The organism is Microcoleus pseudofavosus SVA1_A4, from assembly GCF_036700565.1.
Taxonomy (GTDB): Bacteria; Cyanobacteriota; Cyanobacteriia; order Cyanobacteriales; family Microcoleaceae; genus Microcoleus.
Genome location: NZ_JAUBPE010000032.1, coordinates 1 through 26029, shown reverse-complemented (window position 1 = coordinate 26029; position 26029 = coordinate 1). Strand labels below are relative to the sequence as shown.

The 26029-nt window shown below is 47.1% G+C and carries 22 protein-coding genes; 12 read left to right on the top strand and 10 right to left on the bottom strand.

Going from position 1 to position 26029, the window contains the following annotated elements:
- Window positions 1–36: 36 nt before the first annotated feature.
- Entirely contained in the window at window positions 37–210 is a 174-nt protein-coding gene (locus QUA02_RS15620) for a hypothetical protein (protein WP_333029101.1), read from the top strand.
- Between the two features lie 9 nt (window positions 211–219).
- Here the strand turns inward: QUA02_RS15620 and QUA02_RS15615 are convergent, their stop codons facing one another.
- The 3 genes from QUA02_RS15615 to pdhA form a co-directional block, all read right to left on the bottom strand.
- Entirely contained in the window at window positions 220–1401 is a 1182-nt protein-coding gene (locus QUA02_RS15615) for an FAD-dependent oxidoreductase (protein ID WP_333029100.1), read from the bottom strand.
- A 508-nt stretch (window positions 1402–1909) separates the two neighbouring features.
- A complete protein-coding gene (locus QUA02_RS15610) occupies window positions 1910–2362 on the bottom strand; it encodes a retroviral-like aspartic protease family protein (RefSeq protein ID WP_333029099.1) in 453 nt (150 codons plus the stop codon).
- A 234-nt stretch (window positions 2363–2596) separates the two neighbouring features.
- On the bottom strand, window positions 2597–3634 hold the full coding sequence (gene pdhA, locus QUA02_RS15605; protein WP_333029098.1) for a pyruvate dehydrogenase (acetyl-transferring) E1 component subunit alpha: 1038 nt from the start codon (window positions 3632–3634) through the stop codon (window positions 2597–2599).
- Window positions 3635–3964: 330 nt separating this feature from the next.
- Between pdhA and QUA02_RS15600 the strand changes: the two genes are divergently transcribed.
- The 5 genes from QUA02_RS15600 (at window position 3965) to QUA02_RS15580 (ending at window position 11229) form a co-directional block, all read left to right on the top strand.
- Complete coding sequence (locus tag QUA02_RS15600) at window positions 3965–6280, top strand: IMS domain-containing protein (protein ID WP_333029097.1); 2316 nt, start codon at window positions 3965–3967, stop codon at window positions 6278–6280.
- A gap of 108 nt (window positions 6281–6388) precedes the next feature.
- Window positions 6389–7597 carry a glycosyltransferase family 4 protein gene (locus QUA02_RS15595; protein ID WP_333029096.1) on the top strand — a complete coding sequence of 403 codons (1209 nt, stop codon included), beginning with the start codon at window positions 6389–6391 and terminating at the stop codon, window positions 7595–7597.
- 27 nt (window positions 7598–7624) lie between these two features.
- Complete coding sequence (locus QUA02_RS15590) at window positions 7625–8833, top strand: glycosyltransferase (protein WP_333029095.1); 1209 nt, start codon at window positions 7625–7627, stop codon at window positions 8831–8833.
- A 155-nt stretch (window positions 8834–8988) separates the two neighbouring features.
- A complete protein-coding gene (gene rbfA, locus QUA02_RS15585; RefSeq protein WP_333029094.1) occupies window positions 8989–9411 on the top strand; it encodes a 30S ribosome-binding factor RbfA in 423 nt (140 codons plus the stop codon).
- A gap of 174 nt (window positions 9412–9585) precedes the next feature.
- Window positions 9586–11229 (top strand): glycoside hydrolase family 3 protein, encoded by a 1644-nt coding sequence (locus QUA02_RS15580; RefSeq protein ID WP_333029093.1) that lies wholly within the window; start codon window positions 9586–9588, stop codon window positions 11227–11229.
- Here the strand turns inward: QUA02_RS15580 and QUA02_RS15575 are convergent.
- Window positions 11197–11427 (bottom strand): hypothetical protein, encoded by a 231-nt coding sequence (locus QUA02_RS15575; protein ID WP_333029092.1) that lies wholly within the window; start codon window positions 11425–11427, stop codon window positions 11197–11199. The genes QUA02_RS15580 and QUA02_RS15575 overlap by 33 nt on opposite strands.
- A gap of 167 nt (window positions 11428–11594) precedes the next feature.
- On the opposite strand from QUA02_RS15575, the gene QUA02_RS15570 reads away from it, so the two are divergent.
- Window positions 11595–11828, top strand: coding sequence for a DUF4327 family protein (locus QUA02_RS15570; RefSeq protein ID WP_333029091.1), 234 nt, complete (start codon window positions 11595–11597; stop codon window positions 11826–11828).
- A 62-nt stretch (window positions 11829–11890) separates the two neighbouring features.
- Here the strand turns inward: QUA02_RS15570 and QUA02_RS15565 are convergent, their stop codons facing one another.
- From QUA02_RS15565 to QUA02_RS15555, 3 genes are all read right to left on the bottom strand, one after another.
- The gene (locus QUA02_RS15565) at window positions 11891–12298 is read right to left on the bottom strand and encodes a hypothetical protein (RefSeq protein ID WP_333029090.1); all 408 of its coding nucleotides are present in this window, start codon (window positions 12296–12298) and stop codon (window positions 11891–11893) included.
- A 424-nt stretch (window positions 12299–12722) separates the two neighbouring features.
- Complete coding sequence (locus QUA02_RS15560; protein ID WP_333029089.1) at window positions 12723–13856, bottom strand: ABC transporter ATP-binding protein; 1134 nt, start codon at window positions 13854–13856, stop codon at window positions 12723–12725.
- Window positions 13857–13906: 50 nt separating this feature from the next.
- On the bottom strand, window positions 13907–14476 hold the full coding sequence (locus QUA02_RS15555) for an HD domain-containing protein (RefSeq protein WP_333029088.1): 570 nt from the start codon (window positions 14474–14476) through the stop codon (window positions 13907–13909).
- Window positions 14477–14553: 77 nt separating this feature from the next.
- On the opposite strand from QUA02_RS15555, the gene QUA02_RS15550 reads away from it, so the two are divergent.
- The 3 genes from QUA02_RS15550 to QUA02_RS15540 all read left to right on the top strand — a co-directional run bounded on the left by QUA02_RS15550 (window position 14554) and on the right by QUA02_RS15540 (window position 19277).
- Window positions 14554–15177 (top strand): Uma2 family endonuclease, encoded by a 624-nt coding sequence (locus QUA02_RS15550; RefSeq protein WP_333029087.1) that lies wholly within the window; start codon window positions 14554–14556, stop codon window positions 15175–15177.
- A gap of 289 nt (window positions 15178–15466) precedes the next feature.
- A complete protein-coding gene (locus QUA02_RS15545) occupies window positions 15467–17953 on the top strand; it encodes a hybrid sensor histidine kinase/response regulator (RefSeq protein WP_333029085.1) in 2487 nt (828 codons plus the stop codon).
- On the top strand, window positions 17946–19277 hold the full coding sequence (locus QUA02_RS15540; protein WP_333029083.1) for a hybrid sensor histidine kinase/response regulator: 1332 nt from the start codon (window positions 17946–17948) through the stop codon (window positions 19275–19277). Before QUA02_RS15545 ends, QUA02_RS15540 begins: the two co-directional genes overlap by 8 nt.
- A gap of 457 nt (window positions 19278–19734) precedes the next feature.
- On the opposite strand, the gene QUA02_RS15535 is transcribed toward QUA02_RS15540, so the two are convergent.
- The 3 genes from QUA02_RS15535 to mtnC form a co-directional block, all read right to left on the bottom strand.
- Window positions 19735–20634 (bottom strand): DMT family transporter, encoded by a 900-nt coding sequence (locus tag QUA02_RS15535; protein ID WP_333029082.1) that lies wholly within the window; start codon window positions 20632–20634, stop codon window positions 19735–19737.
- A gap of 150 nt (window positions 20635–20784) precedes the next feature.
- Entirely contained in the window at window positions 20785–22176 is a 1392-nt protein-coding gene (locus QUA02_RS15530; protein ID WP_333029080.1) for an FAD-binding protein, read from the bottom strand.
- A gap of 67 nt (window positions 22177–22243) precedes the next feature.
- The gene (gene mtnC / locus QUA02_RS15525) at window positions 22244–22918 is read right to left on the bottom strand and encodes an acireductone synthase (RefSeq protein ID WP_333029077.1); all 675 of its coding nucleotides are present in this window, start codon (window positions 22916–22918) and stop codon (window positions 22244–22246) included.
- A gap of 580 nt (window positions 22919–23498) precedes the next feature.
- On the opposite strand from mtnC, the gene QUA02_RS15520 reads away from it, so the two are divergent.
- Together QUA02_RS15520 and QUA02_RS15515 are read left to right on the top strand one after the other, a co-directional pair.
- Window positions 23499–25760: an ATP-binding protein gene (locus QUA02_RS15520; RefSeq protein WP_333029076.1), complete on the top strand. Its 2262-nt coding sequence runs from the start codon at window positions 23499–23501 to the stop codon at window positions 25758–25760.
- Between the two features lie 89 nt (window positions 25761–25849).
- Window positions 25850–26029, top strand: a 180-nt coding sequence (locus QUA02_RS15515) for a hypothetical protein (RefSeq protein WP_333029074.1), incomplete at its 3' end; no start/stop codon positions are given.

Genomic DNA, 26029 nt, shown 5'->3' with positions numbered 1-26029 from the left:
TCCCTCTATTTTCATCTCAGGTGCGATCGAGCCATCATGACCTGGAAAGCGATACTTTTATTTATTGTCAGTGCAACAGTCCTCAATCTACCGATCGCTTGGCTGATGGTCGCAAATCTCCTGCCGATTCAAGTCGCGGACTACAGCCAGGCGGAGCGGAGTTTTGTGCAGATTTGGCTCCAGGTAGCGATCGTGATTGGCTTGCAGTAACCGACCGAATTAATCCGATATGGTCATTTCCTTGTGTCTGCGAGCAGCTAAGGCTAATTCAAAGCCTGTCTTGAGTTGGTCAGCTTGATCCGAGGCATGGGATGCTTCTCCTCCTTGCCTCGCTTTGAGTTGTAACGGTGCGGTAATCGCAATCCGTTCCTCTTCATAGGCCGTAAGAGCTTTAGCAACAGAAGGAGTATCCTGCAAGTTCAGCCCCTTGAGTTTTTTTGTTAAAGCAACAGCATCCTCAAATGCCATAGTAGCCCCTAATCCCAAGGACGGTCGCATCGGGTGAGCGGCATCCCCTAATAAGGTGATTCTCTCTCTATCCCCCCATTTGGATACCGGTTCCCGATCGAACACGCCAGTTTCCACAATGGTAGTAGGGTCAGTTGCTCGAATCACCCTTTCAACAAAGGGAGTCCATTGGTCAAAAACTTGGAGAACCATAGCTAAAACATCGGTACTCTTCTCTGAAGTCGGATGGAGTGCAGTCCCTCCCCAAGCCAGTACGTCGGCTCCTGCATCCATAATCCAAAAATTTTTCTGGTCTCCGACCACGAGTTGAAAACCAGCCCCTTCTGCAAAGGGTTCAGCGAGGGGGGCTAGGATTTGACGGGGCAAGATTCCTCGCCAAGTCATGGTTCCAGTGTACAGAGGCGCACCATCTCCCACGGTAAGACCGCGAACCGCGGAGTGATACCCATCGGCACCAATTAACAGTCGTGCGCCAACATCGGGCTGATTCTCAAAGTGCAAACGTAAGGGAGTCTTGGACGCATCGGCGACCTTAGTGAAGTTGACAAACTTATGGTTGAGGTGAACGGATACGGTAGGTGGGAGTGTATTGTGCAGTGAGCTTTGTAGGTTATACCACGCTAGCCAAGTGAAGGGAGTACCCGCCAAGGGGGATTCATCAGAAAACAGAACCTCGCCATTGGGTCTCATCAGCAGTTGTCGCTGTGGGTTGGCAGAAGCGGCACGAACTTGGGTAGCGAGATCGGCATCGATCAGAGCCAATGCCTTATACCCCGCTTCTGCCAACCCTAGGGCAGCGCCGATGGGACGTAAAGCTCTAGCTCGTTCAAACACACCTACCGAAAAACCTACATTGGCTAGCCCATGGGCTGCACATAGTGCGCCCGGTCCTGCACCAATAATGGCGATATCGAAAGTTGGGGTTTCACTCATTTTTAGATACCGTTAAAAGCAGCAGCGACGAAAGCGATTGCCTTGAGCACTAGCGAAGCTAATCGCGCTTTATGTGATATGATGTAGGTTATGCTTGATAATAATACACTCACGCACTAATTCATAAAAGAGACCTCTTGCAAAAGAAGGCGGGCGCGATCGCAACCTGTAACAAGCGTGCATACCAACTATAGCTTCAACGATCGCCTTGGTCAAAGTTTGTAGGATTGTATCGAGTCGATTTATATATCGCCACCGTCGGTTCGGATGAAGATTAAATCTGATATCTGGACTCTATAATTATCAACTCAATAAACTTCAAAAGTTGATGTAGCTCAGATTAAAAAATCGCAAAAAAAGTCTATAATACAAGATGAGTTTCAAGAATGGCTCTACAGCTACAAGCCTGCGTAAACCTTTAAATTTATGCTGATAAAAAATGCTGGCATCATGCCGCGACCGGCACTCGAACATCACAAATAAAGGAGGTATTTAAGCGGGATTTAGATTAAACTCTCAATACAGGTCTTTCGGGATTTTCGGGATTAGGAATTAGACGCTGATTTTTGCAATCTACTAGCAAATCTAAAGTTTCTAACACAGTTTGACCGATTAGCACCATATCGCCTAAAACCATTGCCGCCTCAATAGTTTCGCGCCCTTCCAGTTCAATGATAATAGGCCCAGTCAATCCCACTGTTTCTTGTCGGCCATCAGCATATTTTGCTATTTTCTGACTCCGAATTCTTAAACCGAGCTGCTCTACTACATCCGCAGGTAACGCAGTTCTGACTGCGCCAGTATCTATGAGTGCTTCTGCTTCGTACACGCGCAACAGATTTGGATTGAGCACTCCTCGACTCACTAAGGCTTCATCAATGGCATTCGTTAGCTTGACTTTGACTCGAACTGCACCCATATTTTTGCTGGCTTGAGTTAAATCGCGATCGAGATTTATCATATCGCCTCTCTTTTCTTCTAGAAAGTCTACCTTTAATTCTAGCTTTAATTTAAGGTAGTAAGGTGCGGAGTGCGCACCCTACAATTCGAGTCTGTGCGTAAGTCTTACAGCGTATCGCAGGTTTATGAAGTGCAGTAGGGACAAAGGCTTTCGCCGTGTCCCTACGGGTATCTATCACTCTTGTGGGGTGGACATCCTGCCCGCCCTAAGCATACAAGTTAAATGCACAACAGCTTACTCATCTTCTGCATAGATAAACCGATACAATTCGCTAGGATCTGGCTCAGGGCTTTTCTCCGCAAAATCTACCGCATCATCAATTACTGCTTGAATCTTATTATCGATCTCTTTTAATTCTTCAGCAGTTGCCAAAGTTCGATCGATCAAATCAGCAGCTAACTTCTTAATCGGATCGCGGGGGAACCAATATTCCTTCTCTTCCTTAGAACGCAATTCGTCGGGATCTGCCAAAGAATGCCCGCGAAAGCGATAAGTCAAAGCCTCGATCACAGTCGGCCCTTCGCCGGCACGCGCCCGCGCTACAGCTTCCTTCGCTACTTCCCGCACCGCCAAAACATCCATCCCGTCAACCTCAAAACCGGCCATGCCAAAAGCATGAGCCTTCTTGTAAATCAGCGGGTCAGAAGTAGCTCGCTCGTGGGCCATGCCGATCGCCCATTTGTTGTTTTCCACAACATAAAGAATCGGCAACTTCCACAAAGCCGCCATATTCAAACACTCAAAAAACTGCCCGTTATTCGCAGCACCGTCGCCAAAAAAACAAGCAGTTACGCCATCGGAAGTTTCATCTCCCAAGGCTTCGCGCCGGTACTTCGATTGAAAAGCCGCCCCCGTAGCTACAGGAATTCCCTCAGCCACAAAAGCATAACCTCCCAACAGCCGGTGTTCGGCCGAAAACATATGCATCGAACCGCCGCGGCCCTTCGAGCAACCAGTTTCCTTCCCGAACAACTCCGCCATCACCTCCCGCGCCGGTACGCCCGCGCTCAAAGCGTGTACGTGATCGCGGTAGGTGCTGCTGACGTAATCGGTGTCATCCCGCCGCATCGATCGAATTACCCCGGTAGAGACAGCTTCCTGGCCGTTGTACAAGTGGACAAAACCAAACATTTTGCCCCGGTAGTACATCTCAGCGCACTTGTCCTCAAAGAAGCGCCCCAAAACCATATCCTCGTAGAGCATCAAGCCCTCATCCCGAGAAATGCTGACGCTTTGCGCGTCAAAAACTGGTAAAGTCCGTTCCTGAACCATAAATAATTAATACCCGATCGGCTTCCTAAACATCTAAATGTAAACCGACAGAGGACACAACCGCAGCAGAAAATGGTCGAACATTTTCCCAGCAGCAGTTCACAAGTGGTTAAAATGGGGGAAGCAGGGGGCCAAATGCCCGGCCACCGAATCCTGCAGAAATCGTGGATAACAGTTTTGGTTGCAGCCTGGTTACTGGTGGCCAAAGGCCCGGACTGGCCACCGACTCCCGCACAAACCCGACTAAGTTGTCACTAATGCTTTTGTGACAAACCAACCTTAGCTAAGATAGGCTAATTCAGTTGCTAGCGCTTTGGGGAAGTGGACGTAGTGTTAATTCCACTAGATTACTACCGGATTTTGGGTCTACCGATTCAAGCTACTGCCGAACAGTTGCAGCAGGCTCACCGCGATCGAACTTTACAGCTCCCGCGCCGGGAGTATTCCGAAGTTGCGATCGTTGCCCGCAAACAATTGCTCGATGAAGCCTGCGCCGTTCTGTCAGACTCAGACGGGCGCAAAGCTTATGATGCCAGTTTTTTAGCAAAAACTTACGATCGAGAGTCGGAAGCAGCAATTTGGGCCAAGCAGAGGTCGAAAACATCAGCAGGCGCGGCTACAGTTTTGCAAGACGACGCAGGAGAAACCGCTACCTCTGAGTCAAAGGATTTAGACGCTGCTCCCGACCCCCACACTCCAAGTATTGAAATCGATGACAATCAATTCGTAGGAGCCCTGCTCGTACTGCAAGAACTGGGAGAATACGAACTCGTACAGAAGCTGGGTCGCCCGTATCTCAACAATGGCAGCATCGCGATCGCCGAAGGCCGCTTCGGCGACCCCCAGCTCGTGCGGCCAGATATAGTTTTAACAGTAAGCCTTGCCTGTCTAGAACTCGGTCGCGAACAGTGGCAGCAAGGTCAGTACGAAAATGCCGCCAAATCATTAGAAGCAGGCCAAGAACTGCTGCTGCGCGAAAGCCTATTTCCAAGCGTGAGGGGTGAAATGCAAGCCGACATATACAAACTCCGTCCGTACAACATTTTAGAGTTACTATCCCTCCCCGAAGAAAAAGTCGCCGAGCGCCGCCAGGGACTGCAAATCCTGCGAGAAATGCTCGAAGAACGGGGCGGCATCGACGGCTCGGGAGACGACCGATCGGGTTTAGGTATAGAAGACTTCCTCCGATTCGTCCAGCAACTGCGCAAACACCTAACCAGCAGCGAGCAGCAGACCCTCTTTGAAGCCGAAGCCGGCCGCCCCTCTGCAGTCGCCACTTACCTCTCGGTCTACACGCTGTTAGCCCAAGGATTTGCCGCCAGACAGCCCTCAATGATCCGCCGCGCCAAGCTGATGCTGATGCAGCTCGGCCGCCGCCAAGACGTTCACCTCGAAAAAGCCGTGTGTTCCTTGCTGCTGGGCCAAACAGAAGAAGCCAGCAGAGCCCTCGAACTCAGTTCGGAAAAAGAACCCCTCGCCTTCATTCGCGAACATTCCCAAGATTCTCCCGATTTGTTGCCCGGACTGTGCTTGTACGCCGAACACTGGCTGCAAGAAGAAGTGTTTCCCCACTTCCGCGACTTGGCCAACCAGTCAGTCTCCTTGAAAGATTACTTTGCTGACCCGAAAGTACAAGCTTACCTAGAAGCTCTGCCGCAAGATGCAGAAACCGCCAACGAATGGGTGGTAGTGCAGCCTCGCTCCGGCAAGCCCCAGGGGCGGCTGCAACCAGCGGGCGATCGCCCGCCCGCACCCCCACAGCCACCAGCAGCCAAGCAGGGAGCCAGTACCGTCACCTTGACCCCCGTACCGACCGACAGCTCCACCGCAGCTTCAGGTCCGAAATACCAGGTAACGGCGGCAGGACTAGGCGCGGCCTCCGTCGTTTCTAACCCGACAGCTACGGCGGGAGGCGCACCCTCGACCTCCAAACAGCGCCGGCGCGCACATTCAACCGGGCGCAACGGAGCGATCGGCCAGAAGGTAACAGGCGATTTGGTCGATCGGGCACGCACCACCGCAGCGCAAATTTCCACCAAAGTCAAGTCCATGCCTCGAAACAGGCTGGCTCTGTTTATCGTCGCAGGTGTCCTGAGCCTCTTAATTCTGTGGTTAATACTCAGTCTGTTGGCGAGCGCCCTGCAAGCCCTCTCGGGCCCATCCCTCCAAGGAGAACAAGCCTCCGTCAGCCTGGAAGCACCGCCCGTAGAAATCCCGGCTGTTTCCGCAGCCCCAGAGCCGAGCGCCGCCGCCCCAGTGTCGGGAGCAATCACTGAGACAGCAGCAAGAGACATTGTTCAAAGCTGGCTGTCGGCGAAAGCAGCGGCTTTGGGCCCCAACCACGCTGTCGAAGAATTAAAGCAAGTTCTGACAGAACCGGCTTTGTCTCGCTGGCAATTGATGGCAGATGCTCAACAGCGAAACAACGCCCACCAGCGTTACGTACACAAGCTGCAAGTTAAAGGAGTGACGCCGAATCCGACTAATCCCGATCGCGCCGAAGTAGAAGCCCAAGTAGCGGAAAAAGCCGAAGTGTTCGATGCCGATCGGCTAGTTACTTCCCGCAACGAAAACCTCCGCATTCGCTACGACTTGATCCGCCAAGATGGAGAGTGGCGGATTATGGATTGGCAAGTGATGAAGTAAGGAATTGGTAATTGGTAATTGGTAATTGGTAATTTATGGTTGCTAGTTGCTAATTCCCAATTGCTGATGATTATTTTAATTTTTAATTCCTAAAGTGGGAGTTGTGAATTGCAAATTATTGTTGAAGGTTGGCGTTTTATTTATCATTCCTATTGCGTAGCCAATCAATTTCAACTACTAGAAATGCTCGCTCGCCCGCGAGAACAAATAGAGCTTTTCCACCGCGATATGCCCTACATAGACCCAGCTTGGAAAACGAAAATTAGTTTGTTCGATCGCCCAAATGAAACATTGCTGCGCAGCATTAAGAGTCCTGCGGTAAATCAGTCAGCCGACGTTACGCTGCGAATGTACTGCCCGTGGAACTTTGCAGCATCCAGCAGCGCCGAAACTTGGGTATTTGCAGCCACAGAATGGGGGATTATTACCAGTACAGTATTGCAGGGGATCGGCGTTAGGTCGATCGCACAAACCCCCGTTAATTCAGAAGCAAAAATTATTACACCATCGGCGTGGTCAAAAGCCGGCTTAATTCGCAGCGGAGTTGAGGGCGATCGCATTGCCGTCGTACCTTTGGGTGTCGATCCTCAGATTTATTATCCTCTCTCAAGCGATCGGCGTCAATTGCTGCGCCAAAGCTTCGGCTGGTCAAACTATTTTATATTTTTAAACATCGGAGGGCAAACCGATCGCAAAGGCATTCGTCCTTTATTAAAAGCCTTCGCTGCGGTAGTTGACAAATATCCAGATGCCAGATTAGTTTTAAAAGGTTCAGAACTGCTTTATCCCTCCAGAGACGAAATTGCCGAAGCCTGCCGAGTTGTCCTGAACGATGCGGAAAGAGCGAGAGTTTTACCGAGATTAATTTATACTGGTGGGCAGCTATCTTTTGCTCAAATAGCTGAGTTTTACCAAGCAGCAGATGTTTATGTTTCTCCCTATTTGGCAGAAGGTTTTAATCTGCCGGTGTTGGAAGCTGCGGCTTGCGGTTTGCCGGTGATTTGCACGGAGGGCGGCCCTACGGATGATTTTACGCGATCGGACTTTGCACAGCGGATTGAGAGTAAATTTACGGCTGTGGCGAGGGAGGGGGAAACCTTATTTATCTTAGCTCCTGAGTGGGAACATTTGACTGATTTGATGCGCATAGCGATCGAACAGCCGGGAATTGCTGCGAAAGCTAGGGTTGCGGGCCCGGGTTTTGTGGCTGAGAATTTTACTTGGAGGCGCGCAGTCGATCGATTGCTTGAGGTTATTTTACCAGACAAAAAGCAAGAGAAAATTGAATCCTCAACTTTTGAACCAATTATTTTGTAATAATAAATAACAAATAAGGAATAACAAATGACTGATAAGTTAATTGTTGAAGGCTGGCGTTTTTTGCCGCACTCCTACGCAATCGCCAATCAATTTCAGCTACTAGAAATGCTGAAATACCCCAACTTAGAAATTTTCCACAAAGACATCCCCTATCTAGATGAAAATTGGCAGCCAGTAACCGGTTTGTTAGATGCAACTGCTGAAGCAGCAATCAAAAATATTCCTCACCCTTCCAAATCTCTAGAAGCAGACGCTAACTTACGGATATCAGTACCTTACAATTTGGCACCCTCAAATACAAAACGGACGTGCTTGTTTGCCACAACAGAATGGGGAATTCTACACAACGAAAACTTTAGAATAACGGGGGCAGATTCCCTCCGTGAAGGACACAGCAACTCCGATCTAATTATTATTACGCCTTCCCATTGGTCGAGAACCGGATTTATCCGCAGCGGTGCGAATCCCGATCGCACAATTGTCATACCCTGTGGCATCGATCCAAATATTTACAAACCTGTAACAAAATCGGAACGCGAAGCTTTGCGAAAACAGCTAGGATGGGACGGATTTGTGTTTTTAAATATTGGTGCAGGGACGCCAAATAAAGGCATCGATTTATTGTTGAAAGCTTTCGCCGTGGTAGTTGAAATTTATCCCGAAGCTAGATTAGTATTGAAAGGAGAAGAATCAGTATATGGGTCGGATTCTCTGATAGCTCAAAACATAGACGAACTGACCTTTGAGGAAGCAGAAAAAATTTTGCCGCGCATCGCATACTTGGGAGAAACATTGACTTTCGATCGAATGGCTCAACTTTATCAAGCCGCCGATGCTTACATATCTCCTTATTTAGCAGAAGGATTCAATTTGCCAGCATTAGAAGCAATTGCTTGCGGCTTGCCGGTCATCTGCACTAAAGGCGGCCCGACGGATGATTTTACAACTCCAGATTTTGCTATGCACGTCGAAAGTACGTTTCAAGAAGGTACTTCTAACGAGCAGCAAATATTCCGCCTGATGCCGAATTTAGAACATTTGATCGCCTTAATGAAAAATATTATAGAACAGCCGGAATTTTGCGATCGCGCCTGGGTTGCCGGCCCAAAATTTGTAGCGGATGGATTTACCTGGAAACACGTTGTAGACCAATTGCTAGAGGTACTTTTGCCAACAATTCGATCGCCAAATTCAAATAGTGCGATCGACAGTAAAGCAATTTCCGCTCCTTAGCGCTTGTAACGTGCTGTTGAGAATCTCTATAAGTGCGCGCTGCAATAATCTCAAATCCTAATTTTTCCCCGATCGCGCATAACACCCGATACCGATCGCGCTACAATTGTCAATCGGGATGAAAATGGCTGATCTAAAAGTAGGGGATAGTTTCTATGGCTACAAATCGTCGCATTGAGCGTGTAGCTTCACTGATTAAACGGGAAGTCAGCCTGATGTTGCTGAATGGAATCAAGGACGATCGAGTCGGTGCAGGTATGGTTAGCGTCACCGACGTAATTGTTTCGGGAGACCTTCAGCATACAAAAATTTTTGTCAGCATCTACGGTACTGATGAGGCGAAGGCCGAGACTATGGAGGGTTTGAAATCTGCTACTAGCTACGTCCGCAACCAGTTGGGTCAACGGGTGCAACTGCGCCGGACACCGGAAGTGATATTTCTCGAAGACCGTTCTTTGGAACGGGGCGATAAAATGCTGATACTGCTGAATCAGCTTTCCGCCGATCGCAAACCGGATATTCTAGATGGGGACGAAGAATTCGCTGAGGACGAAAGTCCTGAAACAGACGAAGATTAGTTTATGAAGGAAGAAGGAAGAAGGAAGAAGGAAGAAGGAAGAAGGAAGAAGGAAGAAGGAAGAGGAAAGAATTTCTGATTCCCGATTCATAATTCCTGATTACCAATTCGCAATTCCCGATTCCCAATTCCCGATTCCCAAATCTAAAATCTAAAATCTAAAATCTAAAATCGAATGATTGACAATCTTTCCTTACCAGAACTGGTGGCCCAGATGTTCGTGGTGCGCGCTTCCGGCTGCTTGTTCGACCACCAAATTCGGTATCCCGAATGGGAACCAACTGCCAGCAAACTCCGCTATTATCTGGAAAAGTTGGGCGTCGGCGGTGTGATTTTGGTGGGGGGAAGTGCTGCGGAGTTGGCGGTTCGATCGCACCAATTGCAGTCTTGGGCCAAGTTTCCGCTGCTGCTGGCGGCTGATATTGAGGAAGGTGTCGGCCAGCGGTTCGCGGGGGCGACTTGGTTCGGGCCGCCGATGGCAATTGCCGAAGTGGCGCGGCACGATTCAGGTAAAGCCGATCGATATGCCGAACAAATGGGCGCTGTGACTGCGATCGAAGCTAGGGCGATCGGTTTGAATTGGATTCTCGCACCAGTAGTTGATGTTAACAACAATCCCGACAATCCGGTAATTAACGTCCGCGCTTTTGGCGAAACACCGGAAATTGTCGGCAAATTGGCCGGGGCTTTTATTCGCGGCGCCCGCCAGCACCCGGTTTTGACTACAGCTAAGCATTTTCCCGGCCACGGGGACACTGCGGTTGATTCTCACTTGGAATTGCCGGTTTTGCCGCATTCGCCAGCGAGATTGGCTGAGGTTGAGTTGCCTCCTTTTGTCGAGGCGATCGCGGCTGGCGCGGATGCTGTGATGAGCGCTCACTTGCTGATTCCGGCTTGGGATGCTGAGTTTCCTGCTACTCTTTCTCGCAAAATTTTGATGGGGAAACTGCGAGAAGAGTTGGGATTTGAAGGTTTGATCGTGACGGATGCTTTGGTGATGGGTGCGATCGCCAATAAATATGGCGCTAATGAAGCTGCTGTTTTGGCTGCTGAGGCTGGTGCTGATGTTTTGCTGATGCCGCTTGACCCGGAAGGGGCGATTTTGGCTGTCTGCGAAGCTGTCACTCAAGGGCGGATTTCAATATCACAAATCAAGGAATCTGTCAAGCGAATTTGGAAAGCGAAAATAAAGGTGGGTTTGCCGATTTCTGACCCCCCCCAACCCCGCCTTGCTAAGGGGGAAAGCAAGCATCTAGAATCGATCGAGTCGATCGACTTAAGTTTGCTGGCAAATCCAGAAGCAAGGGCAACGGCAGCCGGTATTTTGCGAGATTCTTTGAAATTTGGTGGTTCTCTGCCTTTAGTGCCGAAAAAACCCTCCCAGAAGCAGTTTTTGCGGAATTTGATTGTTGTAGATGATGTTTTGGGGTGCGAGTTTTTGGGAAAACAGACTCCGGCGATCGCCCGGCCCGAAGAGTTTGGTTACGAATTGCAACTGATTGACGATCGCACAGGGGCGATCGCTGATAATGCAGGTGCAGAGCATTTTTCTCCGACACTTCTGCAAATTTTCATTCGCGGCAATTGCTTCCGAGGCAGTGCTGGTTTGACCCAAGCAGCTCGAGATTGGTTTAAGAAATTATTAAAAACGGGAGAACTGCAAGCTGTGTTAATTTACGGCAGTCCCTACGTTTTAGAGCAATTTTTGCCACACTTGCCTCCGAGTATTCCTTATGTATTTTGTTTCGGGCAGATGCCGGCAGCGCAATCTCTCGTTCTAGAAGTGCTATTCGGCATTGACGGAACTGGTAATGCTTGAGTTGCCCGACTTCTGAATCTTTCCTTTGCTGCTTGCTGCGTTAGGAGTTAAATTCATCAACCCGGTTTCTCGCCACAAATTCTGCCTTTGGTGGCGAAGTATCCAGAAACCGGGAATTGGACGCGGGTTCCTAAGTTCTGAATAGAGCTTTCCAGCAGATCCGCCTGCTTGTGGGGAAAATGTTCTGCTTCTCAACATCCTAAGACAGATCCCATCACTTATTGATAATTCGTATAATTTATTTTTATTTACGGCAGTGAATTGTATAGCTGTATACGGACAAAATTTAACTTCCATATTCGTAAGTTTGGACTATATTATTACCAGGGCCATAAAATTTTTTAGTAAAACATTGAGGGCGCATTATGATTCACTCCACTATTCCCCAAATCCAATACTCTTTAGATGTGATCCAAGATGAAGCCCGCCACCTCGTCCACGAGGGCGTGCTGAGCCGCCAACAGCCTATCTACACGCTTTGCCAATTCATTCCGCCCCGGGAATGGGTCTGTGTAGAGTGCGAGTTAGAAAAATGCGACTTCTTGCTGCGCGATCGCATCGCCGACCTGATCGGTTCTGAAAACTGGGACAATGACTAAAGTTTGGTTCTCTTAAATAAGTTTCCAAGTAAACTCCGGCTGTGTTAAAGATTCTTAATTCTTTAATCCTGGGAATTTTCGCAGCGCAAATTTTCCAATTCGACCCTCAGCGCTGCCATGTGTGCAGTTAATTCTTGAATCTCTAGCTTTACGTCGGGTTGTACAACCGACTCGGGAGAAGCGTCAGTCGCTGTATCCGATTGCTTGGGCGAGACGGATTCGCTTTCTGCATTCTCCCGATCGCCCGGTTGAGAGAAAATAGTATCTACAAAATTCCGCGCTTCTCGATCGGTCATTTCTCCTTTTTCCAGCAACTCCGAAGCGAGCGGGCCCAAATCTGACTGCCGAAGTTTGTCCAGATTTTCTTCTCGCTTTTGGGGATCTTGCAGTGTCTCAAGTAAAAAGGAAGTTGCACCTAAAGTTAGGTGAAATCCTGTTTGCAGCATTTGAGGTAGGTTGTCGGGATTCATCTCATAAATACCGATAGAACGTTTTTCAGAGTTTTTGGTTTGCCCGTTGCTCGAAAGGCCGCGGGTCTGCCGTTTTTCTACAGAAAATACTAAGTTATTCGTCGCGATCGCCCCCTGTCAGGAAACATACGCATCTAGGGGGATGTTTTTTTTATTAATAAAATCATTCTATCATTACTGCGTAACTTAAGAAACGTCAAGTGTAAAGTTTTGTAAGGAACGAAACCTCGCCTTTAGAGGGGTCAGTCGATTTAAAATTTAAGATTTGAGATTGAAGAGGACAGACGCGCTGGGACAGAAACCCGGTTTCTCGGCAAAATTTGCGTCGGGGAACGAGAAATCTGGGAAGAAACTGGGTTTCTGAGGTCGCAAGTGCCTCCCAGATTATCTATTTAAGATTTGAGATTTTGAGGTTGAATCGAGTTTAAGGATACAGCGCCTCGCCGGTGGATGGGTCAAATATAAATAGTCGATCGAAGTCAAGCTGTACCGTCAGCCGATCGCCGGATCGCAAGCGCACACTCCCAGGTATTTGTAACTGTACAGTAGTTTCAGCGCTCAACAAAGGCAAACTCGCCCGGATTAAAGTTTCTCGCCCCAGAGGTTCCACTACCTTTACCTCTACATCGAGAGGGACTTTTTCTAATGCCCAAAAATCAGTTTTCAAATCATCGTTTTCTGCTGTTTGCGGCGTAAAGATTTCTATATTTTCTGGACGGAGGCCCAAATCAAATCCTTGTCCTTCTCTCGCCTGTAATTTTTTCTGAATCGAGGGCGGACAGGCTAAAGATTGATTTCCCACTTGAAAGGATTCGTTAGCATAAATTGCAGGCAAAATGTTCATGGCGGGATTGCCTAAAAATGTGGCAACCATGCGGTTAGCCGGTTTGGCGTAAATGCTTTGCGGGTCTCCAATTTGCTGAATTTTTCCCCCATTTAAGACTACAATTTTATCCGCTAAAGTCATGGCTTCCACTTGGTCGTGAGTAACATAAACCGTCGTAATTCCTAACCGTTGATGGAGTAGTTTGAGTTCGGCTCTAGTGTCGTCTCGCAGTTGGGCGTCGAGGTTGGAAAGCGGTTCGTCTAAGAGGAATACTTTCGGTTCGCGGGCGATCGCCCTTCCGAGTGCTACCCGCTGCTGCTGTCCGCCTGATAGCTGTTTGGGCTTGCGGTTGAGGAGGTGGTCGATCGAGAGCGATCGGGCTACTGTTTCGACTCGTTCTTGAATTTTAGTCGGGTCAACATTCCGCATCCGCAATCCAAAAGCCAGATTTTCTGCGACAGTCATGTGCGGGTAAAGCGCGTAATTTTGAAACACCATTGCGACATCCCGCTGTCTCGCCGGAATGTTGTTAACTAAATTATCTCCGATGTAAAGATTGCCGGAAGTTGCTGTTTCTAAACCTGCGATCGTCCGCATAATTGTAGATTTCCCGCAGCCGGAGGGCCCGACTAACACCCAAAATTCCCCGTCCGGGATTTTGAAGCTGATGTTTTCTATCGCGGTAACGTTTTGGTAGCGTCGGGTAATATTTTCTAAGCGAACATTTGCCATTTTTTGACTGTAATTGGTAATTGATAATTAGTGCTTTTTACCTTCAGCCTTCAGCCTTCAGAAAACTGTTCTAATTCTAAAACTGTGCGGTCTAATTCTTCAACTATAGGCGTTAACTCAGCTTGGCGTAATGCTTCTACCACAGAACGATAATACCAGAGAGAACCTTCTTTGCCACCTTTGAAGCGTTCCCAAACAGTATCGCCTAATTGACGGAAATCTTTCAGGATCGATCGAGCATTATAAAGTTTATCAGTAGCCGAGACTAATCTGACTGAGCCAGAAGCGGTGAGAATGCGATCGATGTAGGCTTCTTTTCGCTGACGCCAAGGGGGTTTCGGCGTCGCGTCGCTGTCGGTACAGCCGTCTACAATAGCTGTGACGTTATCGCCAAAGCGGGCGCGGATGGCTTCGCGGGTGGTGGGGCCGCCTCGATCTTCGATCGCATCGTGAAGCAAAGCTGCGATCGCCTCATCTTCCGAAGCCCCGTATTCTAAAGCTATACTAGCAGTGCCCAACAAATGAGCGATATAGGGAACACCCGAACCTTTGCGGACTTGAGTTGCGTGCAATTCGGCGGCATAGGTGAGGGCTTCAGAAAATCGGTTTGATAGTATCATGGAAGTTACCTTATTTAATCATGTCATCAAAGGCTAATCGCCTGTCAACTTAAAATCGTCAAAGAGAGGTTGCGATCGTGACAGCTACTACAATTTTACCCGAAATTGCCGACCCAAAATTAGAGCCAGAATTACAGCCAAACTTAGAAAATATACCAAAAATTCAACCCGAAACTGAGGCAAAAAAAGTCATATCTCTCGAAGACTTTTTAGTCAAGCCCCCTGATAGAATGGAGTGGGTTGACGGCAACTTAGTGGAGAAAACAGGAATGACATTCAAGCACGGTCTCGCTCAAGTTAATCTAGCTACTTCCTGGAAAAATTACAAAAATTCCAGCGGACAGGGAGGAGAAATTGTTACAGAAGTCCTTTGTCGGACTAACAAACAGGGCCGCCGTCCCGATGTCGCTTACATCACTCCTGAACTGCTGCCGCAATCAGGCAATTTTACAGCATTTTCCCAAAGTTTTCCCTTAATAGCGGAAGTTGCTTCTCCCGAAGATAGTGGCGAAGAGTTATTTGCGAAAGCTCAAGAATATTTGGAATCTGGATGTTTAGAAGTTTGGTTGCTGTTTCCTGAAGCTAGATTAATATTTGTGAATGCAGGGCAACGCTGGCGGTTGTTTAATGCAGATGAAGTTGTTAACACTCAAACTGTACTTACAGGTTTTAGCGTAGCTGTTAGTGAATTGTTGGCTTGAAGAATTTGTTAAAATAATTTATTAAAACCAGAAAAAAAGAAACTCAAGGTGAGAAACTTTAGCTGAAGACTGGGTTTAATGAGAATGTGGGAGCGATCGACCTACAGGTAAGTTTGAAATATTGCTACAGTCGATCGCGATCGAGCTATATCGAGCTATAACGTAATGGGGTTGGGAGATTGTTGGTGGAGTGCGATCGCCTTTAAATTTGAGCCAGAACGATCGCCGCCTGTCGCTCTGAAATAGATTGGTATACTAAAAAGAACAGTCTGCTAACAAATCAGAGCTTATGACCACCTCCGGGCCACTCCACCAACCAACAGCACATCAACCAACTCAGCCATTGTTGTCTCATCAAAAAGAGAAAGCGACTCGCAACTTGCTGATGCGACTGGTCGTTGGAGTTACGACATTAATTGTCAGCGTCGGTACCTATTTCAGCTACCAAGTCGTGCGAAACTTGACGCTGGAAAATCTGAAGCGCGATGCGTTTCTAGAAGTCCAGCAGGGAACGAGTGAGATTGATGGCTGGCTTAAAACACGTAAAGCTGAGGTACAAATACTCTCCATCACTGAGACAGTACGCTCATTAAATTGGTTGACGGCGGAAGCTTATCTGCAAGCAGAAGTTGAGCGAATCGATGAGTTTTTCTTTTTCTACTGGGCAACACTAGACGGTACACTGTACACCACTGCAACCGGGCGCTCTGACATAAATGTTAGCAATCGTCTGCACCATCGAGGCGCGATCGCAGGTAAGACTGCGATTTACGATCCGGTCATCAGTCGAACAACCGGAAAGCCCTCGATTCCCATCTCGGCTCCCATTCGTCAGAGTTTTGAGGCTACCAGTCCACCAATTGGGGCATTCGGTGGTTTTGTGAAAGTCGATCGCGTTGCTCAAGTTGTAAACCAACTACAATATGGCAGCAACAGCTATGCCTTTGCGATCAACTCCAAAGGTGAAGCCATTGTTCACCCAAAACCAGAGTTAATGTCAACCCTGGAAAAACCTGCCCCTAGCTTGAGAGAATCTCCTGACCAATATCTGGCGGCGATCGCCCAACGCATGGTAAACCGAAAGCAGGGCATTGAATTAATCCCCATTGACGGTACTCAGAAATATGTTGCATTTGTGCCGCTGCAAGAAGCGAATTGGTCAGTCGCCTTAGTCATCCCCCGCGAAAACATCGAAGCGCAACTCAGACCGCTAGATTTGATGGCACTGGTCGTTGTCGGACTTGCAGGCACAATGATTGCGGTTCTATGGCAAGTGCAAGCGTTTGAGCAAACCCAACTGAAGAAGTCAAAAGCAGCAGCAGATGCGGCAAAAGAAACCGCTAATGCAGCGAACCAAGCCAAGAGCGAATTCCTCGCCAACATGAGCCACGAACTCCGCACGCCCCTCAACGGTATTTTGGGCTATGCTCAAATCATCGGACGCAGCAGCGCGTTGCCAGCAAAAGAACGTCATGGGGTAGAAATCATTCACCAGTGCGGTTCTCATTTGCTGACGCTGATTAACGATGTGTTGGACTTGTCCAAAATTGAAGCCCGCAAACTAGAACTTGCACCGAAAGCGATTCACTTTCCCTCATTCCTCCAAGGTGTCGCTGAAATCGGCCGCATTCGTGCCGACCAAAAAAACATTGACTTCGTTTACAATCCCGATCCGCAGTTGCCTGAAGGGATTTTTGCTGATGAAAAACGGCTGCGTCAGGTATTACTCAACTTGCTGGGAAATGCAATTAAATTCACCGACAAAGGTTCTGTCACGCTCAAGGTTGCCGTAGTTGAGAATCATGCCAATCCGTTCACTCGCAGGATCGAATTTCAAGTCGAAGATACGGGCGTTGGAATTGCGCCCGATCAATTGGATAAAATTTTCCAGGCTTTTGAACAAGTGGGCGATCGCCAGCGCCAAGCCGAGGGCACCGGTTTAGGACTGGCGATCAGCCAAAGAATTGTCGAACTTATGAACGGACAAATCCAAGTTAAAAGCCAACCCGGAGTCGGCAGTGACTTCTTTTTTGAGGTGGAACTGGCGATCGCAACTGATTGGGCACAGCAAAACTCGATCGCGACTGGAAAACAAATTATTGGTTACGAAGGACAACGGCGCAGCATTCTTGTAGTAGACGATCGTTGGGAAAACCGAGCCGTTCTCGTCAATTTGTTAGAGCCGCTAGGATTCCAACTGACTGAGGCCGAAAATGGACAAGCAGGATTGGAAAAAATCCGACAGTCTCAACCAGACTTGGTGATTACAGACTTGGTGATGCCAGTCATGAACGGCTTTGAACTGCTCAAACAGGTTCGCCGTACAAATGATTTGCAACACCAAAAGATGATTGTCTCTTCTGCATCGGTGGCACAAGCCGATCGACAAATGAGTTTAGATGCAGGGGGAAATGATTTCTTGGCCAAGCCAGTAGAAGTCAGTGAATTATTTAACCTCTTAGCCACTCATTTAGAATTAGAGTGGAAATATGAAATAACAGCCTCAAACGACTCTCAGCTCTCCACTCCAACGACTGCATTAGAGAACCAAGAAGGGATTATTGTTCCTGATATTTTAGAATTAAAAATTTTACTAGAAATGGCACAGCGAGGCAACTTAAAACGGCTGCGAGAACACACAGAACATATTGCTCGCTCTAACCCTCGCTACGCGGGTTTTGCCTCACAAATTCTTCAGTTGGCCAAGCAATTTAAAGCCGAAGAGATTGAAGAGTTGCTAACACAACACCTCACAGAGAAGAAAGCCGATGTCTAGTCCTGAATTAATTCTGGTGGTGGATGATACCCCTGCTAACTTAGAAGTGGTTTGTGAAACCTTAAGTGATGCGGGGTACGAAGTAGCAACCGCAATCAGCGGCGATCGCGCTCTGAAGCGAGTCCAAACCCATCCTCCCGATCTGATCTTGCTCGATGTCCAAATGCCAGGAATTGACGGCTTTGAAACCTGCCAACGTCTGAAGGCAGATTCCACAACAGCCAGTATTCCCATCATTTTTATGACCGCTGTCTCCGATGCCGATAGTAAGGAGAAAGGATTTGTCCTGGGTGCTGTGGACTACATCACCAAACCCTTTCAAGAAAAGGAGATGCTAGCACGGGTGAAAACTCATTTGCAGCTACGGCAGTTAACTAAAAATCTCGAACAGCGTGTAGCTGAGCAAACGGCTGATTTAGAAGCAGCATTCACCCAACTGCAACAGTCTCAAATTCAGTTAGTCCACACCGAAAAAATGTCTGCTTTGGGCAATTTAGTGGCTGGTGTCGCGCACGAGATTAATAATCCGCTCGGCTTTATTGCTGCCAATCTGAAACCCGCTCAGGACTATATTAAAGACCTATTTCAACTGCTCGCTCTCTACCAACAAGAACTCCCTAATCCGAGTGCCACGCTACAGGCAGTCGTGGAGGAAATAGACTTGGAATACTTAGAAGAAGATTTACCCAAGTTGATCGATTCGATGCAAGAAGGAGTCGATCGCATTAACACAATCAGCATTAGTTTAAGAACCTTCTCGCGTTCAGATTGCGATCGCCCTGTCCCTTGCAATATCCACAACGGGATTGACAGCACCCTGATGATTCTCAAGCATCGCCTCAAAGCCAACGAATCTCGCCCGGAAATTGAAGTCATCACAGACTATGGCGATCTGCCACAGGTAGAATGCTTTGCCGGACAGTTGAATCAGGTGTTTATGAATCTGCTGGCAAATGCGATCGATGCCCTTGAGGAATCAAATCAAGGACGCAGTTTTGCAGAAATTAAAGCCAATCCCAATCAAATCATTATTAAGACACAATTGTCGGAAGATCGGGCAGCGATCCGAATTCAGGATAATGGGATTGGCATGACGGATGCGGTGAAGCCAAAAATCTTTGAGCATCTGTTTACCACCAAAGGCGTGGGGCAAGGAACAGGGCTAGGATTGGCGATCGCCCGTCAAATCGTAGTCCAGAAACACTCTGGAACTCTAGAAGTCAACTCAACTTTAGGTCAAGGTACAGAGTTTGTGATTTCTATTCCGGTCAAGGATCTCGCTGTAAAAGACTTTCAGGCAAAAATCTGCGTTGACGCAGTATAACAAATCGTTGCAGCGGCGGTATAAAGATGATGGGTGATGCTGCAAAGGCGATCGGCCGCCACTGAACTCAACCTTTGTTATAGATATCATTAACGGAACAATGCCAGTATGCCAGATGAATCATCGCCTCCTTTCCTGTCGATTACCCTTCATCAGGTAGGGGCGGGTTCACCAACAATATCTGCCAATAATTGACAATCTCAAAAACCCGCCCGGCCGGGATATTATGGTCAATCGATCGGACATGATATTACTCTTTTGGCATTATCCTAATATTTGAGCAGCGGTAAGTACGGAAGAACCGAAAATATATCTACTCCGTAAGGGCGACAACTGTCAGATATTAAATTAGATTAACATCAATCTGTTAGTATGAACTGTATTCTTGATTGCACAGCTTTTGAGCGAGATCGTGCTGTGTTAGTAACTAGCATCCCTGCCTTGAATTAATTAATACTCACTCAACTTTTTCTTTATTCAGCCCCATTACCGACAGAGTATTTACCAAAAGTGCCATAACGATCATTACCATTCCAATTAGTTCAGTGGAAGAAGGAATTTCCCCTAATTGTATTGAAGATGCTAAAATACCTAGTATTGGTGTTAATAGAGCACCTAAACCAGCTATACCAGCAGGTAAATTTTTTAAAGCATAGAGCCAAAGTAACCAAGCCAGAGCGCTTCCTGGAACTACGTTGTAAACTAAAGCGTAAATAAAAGCCGGGGACCAATTAATTGGTGGGAATTGTAGGAAGACATTCACCAAAGCAAGCGGCAAAAATCCAAATAACATTTGCCATGCAGTGAAAGAAAGCAAATCTATCTGCATCTTTTGCTGTAATTTTTTGGTGATGACTGCACTTGTAGCCCAACTAAATCCTGCTAAAACAGCTAGTCCTTTACTGACGACACCACTATTGGAACTGAAAGGCAGTAATATAAATATTAGTCCAATAAAACTTAAGAAAATCCCAATCCATTGCATCTGACGCAAACGCTCTCCTAAGAAAATCCATGCTAATATAAGTAACCAAAATGACATTGTATATGTCAAAATGGCGGTTTTACCAGCTCCTCCACTAACTAGAGCATAGGTGGCTAAACCAATAAAACCTCCATGCTGCAAAATGCCAACACAAAATGTTGTCCAAATTTCTTTTGGTCTTATTGACTTGCCTAGACAGATCATCACTAAAAATAAACTTAAAGCCCCATAGAATGCCCTCAAAGCCGCAAATGTAAAAGGTGAGGCATATTGTACGGCTATTTTCATCATCACCCAGTTGTATCCCCATATACAAGATAAACCAAGTAAGCAGAGAATAGCGATTATTTGAGAATATTTTGACTTGGGCATGATGATATTGGCTAACTTATTTTTAATTTCTGTTTTTTGTCTAATTTGGAAAGCGGTTATGGGAGATATTATTTTAAATGCTATTTCCTACCGATTAATTATAAGTAGGAATTGAGATCCTCAGAAACTATTTGAAAAGTTTTTTCTTTATCAAATGCGACGCTTGAATACCTCATACAAAAATGACCGATGATCTATGAACCAGTGTTGCGGATCTAGCATTTGGCGCAGTTCATCCATTTTCCGATACCTCTCTTGATGGAGGTAATGGAACTCGGCACGATTCGCACAGAATTTGCCCCAATGTGTAGTCGGATGAAAATCCCGCAGTGCTACTTCTACTTTGCCGAGAAGACGCTCAACGATCGTCTCGCTGGCATATAACGACAACTGTATAGCTAGGAAATAGTCCCTTGTACCATCGACATCGTAGCAGGGTGACATCAGTTGCCGATCGCTCTTGACGAACCGACATTTAATCCCTGATGGGAGCGCTTCATAAAACATCGGAGATTCATCAGCAACGAGCAAGAGACTGTCGAGAGCATCACCAGCGCAATCGATAGGCACAAAGTATTCCGCCTGAAAATATTCGCCAACACCCAGCAAGTCTCGTTTAGAAAGCGTTGAATGATCCGCGATTACATCCCAGTATGTATCTGTAAAAGTCGTTTTCTCCTTAGTCCAGATCCCTCCATAATAATGTACGGCATCTTCATTAAGCAGTGTTCCCCCCATGTACTCTTGCTCATGAGATCGATCGTCTATGCCATTAGCTATCCTGCGAATATACAGGCGTACTGAGTGCCGATCGTTGTCCAGGTTAATCCGTAGCATTGATGAGAACAGGTCTGTGGATCTGACAATTTCGGGCAACAATGGCTTTAATCGCGCCCATCGATCCAACAAGTAGACGCTCTGCTTTAGATAAAACATTTTCACACACCGCAGGGTAACCGTCGCGACGATTCCAAGCACGCCCAAGTGGGTGAACATTTTGACATCATCCAACTTGTAAATTTCGCCCGTTGCTGTGACGATCTCCATAGAGACAAATTGCTGAGATAATATTTGTGCGCCCGATCCGTGAGACCCTGTGGCTGATGCACCTCCTACGGTGACCTTGGTATATGCACTGATGTCGGCTAAAGCAAGCCCGTGACAGGCTAAGTACGGAATGAGTTCCGAATAGGTAATCCCCGCTTCGACAGTTACCTCCATCGTGTTGAGATTGATTTCGCGTACTTTGTTCATCAAGGTCATGTCAATAAGCAGATCGCAGGTGATGGTAGAGATCGACTGTTCCTGACGCTCTGTTTGGCACGATGCGGATGTTTTGAGGGGATGGGTTTGAGGAAATTGGAATGAGCATCGTTCCCCAAGTACATGAACTCTTTTCTGCTTGCTCGTTTCAAGCATACCAAAAGACTTTATTTTGTCCACCAGTTCACCGAGCGATCTCGGTCTGAAAATTCCTCTTTCGGAATGACTCAAAAAACGGATAGATTGATTGAAATTTAGCAAGTGTTCTTCATTTGTCATCGTTCGCATGTGCTGCATATTGATTTTTGGCTAAAAGAGATTGTATTCCTCGGTGCAGAAAGATAGTTCACAAGGATATCTTTATATCTTCAAATGTCGAGATATCGGCGAGTCCACCTACACGGTCGATGTGAAGCGCCGCCATTCCCGCGCTACGTGCTGCCTCAACCTCAGATGGTGTATCTGACAGGAAGAGAACTTCGACAGCTCTCCAGCCAATCGTTTCGGCAATTAAACGATAGGAATCAGCCTCGCGTTTCGATCCCGTCGATGTATCGAAATAGCCTGAGAGGATAGGGGTCAAATCTCCTGCTTCGCTAAATCCGAATAGTAATTTCTGCGCCGCAATCGATGCCGATGAGAAGATATAGAGTGCTATCCCATCGGCGTGCCATTGCCTGAATGCTGCTTGTGCATCGACATAGATATGCCCCTTAAACGTGCCCTCATGAAAGCCTTCAGCCCAAATCATTCCCTGTAAAGTTTTGAGTGGCGCGATCTTCTGGTTTTCATCAATCCAGCGCTCCATCGTTGCAATCGGATCGCTAGGTTCAATTGCTTCAACCTCAGAAATGATTGCAGCCGTTTTGTCTGGGTGTGCCATGCAATAGCTACCCAGCCTAGAACGAGAATAGGGAAACAGTATTTCGGTAAAGAAAGAACTGCTCGATGTCGTTCCTTCGATATCAGTCAATATTGCCTGTGGCTTTTTGATGTGCTTGATTGATGTGTTTTTTTGCATTGTAACCTCATCAAATTTTACCCTGATGCTGTCTGTCGTTACGATCGCAGACAGTTTTTTTTGAATTGTTAAGTTGATGGGCGAAATTAAACGGAACTACGTAAGATTACGTAAACAAGGCTAAATCACGCACGTTTTAGGGATTTAGATACTTTACAATCGTTTAGATAGTTTAGTTTTACAGCACCTACTTACTTATTTGTATATCGAGCTTGCGCTTCAAGTAACACCTTGCTCAAGTATAGCTTTCTCCTCCGTCCGTCCGCATTAATTTTCTGTTTGGGAAAAGGGTAGTCGCCACGATCGCGCTTTTTGACCTCCTTAGTCTAAACTCCAATAGTCCAGAAACACTCTGGAACTTTAGAAGTCAACTCAACTTTAGGTGAAGGTACAGAGTTTGTGATTTCAATTCCGGTGAATGATCTCGCTGTAAAAGACATTCAGGCAAAAATCTGCGTTGACGCAGCATAACAAATCATTGCAGCGGCGGTATAAAGATGATGGGTGATGCTGCAAAGGTGATCTGCCCCCCGCTCAACTCAACCGTTGTTATCGATACCATTAACCAAACAATCCCAGTATGCCTAGTGAATCATCGGCTCCTTTCTTCCTCAAGCTCTTTAAAGAAGTGCCTTTACAAGCGATCCTAGTTGTCCCATTCGTGGTTCAAACGGTGGGGGCAGTGGGTATTATCGGATATCTTTCCTTCAGGAATGGACAGAAGGCAGTGAACGATGTAGCTGCTCAGTTGCGCCACGAGACGAGCTCACGCATCGCACAAAATCTAACTAACTTGGTTGCCAGTCCTTTTCAAGCGTTTGAAAGCTATGAAGCTACACGAAGCCAAAACCGGATCGACCTTAATAACGGCAGGGATATAGAGAAGTTCCTGTGGCGACAACTTCCTGCCTTTAGGAATCTCAGCCTGACAGCGTTCATTACAACCAACCAAGAGTTTTTTGGTGCTGAGCGGCAAGATGATGGTACGATCGCGATCCGCACTTCGGAAGTAGAAAATAACCGTGCGCTGACAACCTACCGTACTAACTCAAGCGGCGATCGACTCCAAGTCATCAACGCTGGCAAGCCGAACTTTGACCCGCGCAAACGGCCCTACTACACAATTCCAGTCCAACAAAGGCAAGCAACCTGGGGAAAAGTGTTTCCGCACATCACTGGCAAAACGATGTATATTGCGCCCGGTCAACCAATATACAACTCCGCAGGCGAGCTGCAAGGCGTGTGGATGGCGAGCTTAAACTTGTCAGCGATCGGGGATTTTCTCAGAAGCCTCAAAATAGGAACAACCGGACAAAGTTTTATTCTGGAACGCTCTGGAGAAATGATTGCCACCTCTACAGGCGAAAAACCGTTCCGATATTATCCAGACAAAGTTGTGCAACTGCCAGAACAGCGGGTTGAACGACTCAAGGCGATCGATAGCGAAAATTCCACCACTCAGAAAACAAGCCAATTTTTACTAGAGAAGTTTCAAGATTTCCACCAGATCCAGACATTTCACCAGCTTGAGTTTTCGATTAACGGTGAACGCCAGTTCGTGCAAGTTGCTCCTTTTCAAGATGGCAGGGGGATTGACTGGCTGGTGGTTGTCACCGTTCCAGAATCAGACTTTATGGCACAAATTAATGCCAATACTCAAAGTACGATTTTGTTAAGTCTGCTGGCGCTAGGTATCTCTCTGGGAATTGGCATACTCACCAGTCGCAGGATTACTCAACCGATTTTGCAGCTCAATCAAGCATCTTCGGCAATGGCTGCCGGATCTCTGAGCCAAGCGGTGACAGAATCATCCGTCTATGAGTTGCAAGAACTCACGCAGTCGTTTAACCGTATGGCTCAAGAGTTACAGGAATCATTTAACACGCTGGAACAAGCCAATGAACAATTAGAGCATCGAGTCGAAGAACGCACGGCTGAGCTAAAAGCGGCAAAGGATGAAGTTGAAACTGCCCTTAGAGAACTACAACTGGCCCAGACTAAACTGATTCAAAGCGAGAAAATGTCGAGTTTGGGGCTGCTAGTTGCCGGAGTTGCTCATGAAATCAATAACCCAGTGAATTTCATCTATGGTAATCTCAGTCATGCCGATGAATACACTCAAGAACTATTAAAACTCGTGCAAGCTTACCAGACTCATTACCCCGAACCTCCACCAGCGATCGCACAGCAGTCAGAGGCGATGGATTTAGATTTTATGGTTAACGATCTATCTAAGCTGATCGAATCAATGAAAGAGGGGGCGCGACGAATTCGAGAAATTGTCTTAGCATTGCGAACATTCTCTCGACTGGATGAAGCAGAAGTTAAATCAATCAATATCCATGATGGGATTGATAGCACGCTGGTTATTCTGGACAACCGTCTGAAGCCCAAGCCGAATCATCCAAAAATAGAAATCCTGCGAAACTATGGTTCTCTTCCCCTGGTGGAGTGCTATCCGGGACCGCTCAATCAGGTTTTTATGAACATCTTATCTAATGCCATTGACGCCATTGAAATCGCGTTTAAGCAGGGAAAACAAATGACTCCCGCAATCTCCATTCATACGGCCCTCATCGACGAGAGTCGGGCCCAGATCCGAATTGGGGACAACGGCAGCGGCATTCCAGAAGCTATCAAACAGCAAATCTTTGACCCCTTCTTTACAACCAAGCCGGTTGGAAGTGGCACTGGCATGGGGCTGGCAATCAGTTATCAGATCGTCGCCGATCGGCATCAGGGCGCTTTAAGTTGCAGCTCACACTCTGGAGAAGGTACGGAGTTTGTAATTCAAATTCCGCTCAAACAGAAGTTGAGAGATGAGGAACTATCTAGAGATTGAGTAGTTGTCATTGGCGATCGCGATCGGCGCTTCACACGGCACGCTCAGTCGATAAAACAGGCTACAAAGGACTGGTTGACAACAGGAAGATGACCATCATTAAAGGTTCTTTATTCCTTGGCTGCATTCTATCCGATCTCTCGAAGTGTTCCGCCAGATCGCTCCTTCAAACCATCCAAACTATTGATATAGTAAGCTGCTACGCAGCTAAACCGGATAAAATAGCATTGCCTTTATTTTTGATTTTTCGATCCCATTTAATAACCATT

Excerpts from the sequence above, each read along its gene's own strand:
- QUA02_RS15620 (WP_333029101.1), top strand. The coding sequence starts at position 37 with ATGACCTGGAAAGCGATACTTTTATTTATTGTCAGTGCAACAGTCCTC.
- QUA02_RS15615 (WP_333029100.1), bottom strand. The coding sequence starts at position 1,401 with ATGAGTGAAACCCCAACTTTCGATATCGCCATTATTGGTGCAGGACCG.
- QUA02_RS15610 (WP_333029099.1), bottom strand. The coding sequence starts at position 2,362 with ATGATAAATCTCGATCGCGATTTAACTCAAGCCAGCAAAAATATGGGT.
- pdhA (WP_333029098.1), bottom strand. The coding sequence starts at position 3,634 with ATGGTTCAGGAACGGACTTTACCAGTTTTTGACGCGCAAAGCGTCAGC.
- QUA02_RS15590 (WP_333029095.1), top strand. The coding sequence starts at position 7,625 with ATGACTGATAAGTTAATTGTTGAAGGCTGGCGTTTTTTGCCGCACTCC.
- rbfA (WP_333029094.1), top strand. The coding sequence starts at position 8,989 with ATGGCTACAAATCGTCGCATTGAGCGTGTAGCTTCACTGATTAAACGG.
- QUA02_RS15580 (WP_333029093.1), top strand. The coding sequence starts at position 9,586 with ATGATTGACAATCTTTCCTTACCAGAACTGGTGGCCCAGATGTTCGTG.
- QUA02_RS15575 (WP_333029092.1), bottom strand. The coding sequence starts at position 11,427 with ATGTTGAGAAGCAGAACATTTTCCCCACAAGCAGGCGGATCTGCTGGA.
- QUA02_RS15570 (WP_333029091.1), top strand. The coding sequence starts at position 11,595 with ATGATTCACTCCACTATTCCCCAAATCCAATACTCTTTAGATGTGATC.
- QUA02_RS15565 (WP_333029090.1), bottom strand. The coding sequence starts at position 12,298 with ATGAATCCCGACAACCTACCTCAAATGCTGCAAACAGGATTTCACCTA.
- QUA02_RS15560 (WP_333029089.1), bottom strand. The coding sequence starts at position 13,856 with ATGGCAAATGTTCGCTTAGAAAATATTACCCGACGCTACCAAAACGTT.
- QUA02_RS15555 (WP_333029088.1), bottom strand. The coding sequence starts at position 14,476 with ATGATACTATCAAACCGATTTTCTGAAGCCCTCACCTATGCCGCCGAA.
- QUA02_RS15545 (WP_333029085.1), top strand. The coding sequence starts at position 15,467 with ATGACCACCTCCGGGCCACTCCACCAACCAACAGCACATCAACCAACT.
- QUA02_RS15540 (WP_333029083.1), top strand. The coding sequence starts at position 17,946 with ATGTCTAGTCCTGAATTAATTCTGGTGGTGGATGATACCCCTGCTAAC.
- QUA02_RS15535 (WP_333029082.1), bottom strand. The coding sequence starts at position 20,634 with ATGCCCAAGTCAAAATATTCTCAAATAATCGCTATTCTCTGCTTACTT.
- QUA02_RS15530 (WP_333029080.1), bottom strand. The coding sequence starts at position 22,176 with ATGACAAATGAAGAACACTTGCTAAATTTCAATCAATCTATCCGTTTT.
- mtnC (WP_333029077.1), bottom strand. The coding sequence starts at position 22,918 with ATGCAAAAAAACACATCAATCAAGCACATCAAAAAGCCACAGGCAATA.
- QUA02_RS15520 (WP_333029076.1), top strand. The coding sequence starts at position 23,499 with ATGCCTAGTGAATCATCGGCTCCTTTCTTCCTCAAGCTCTTTAAAGAA.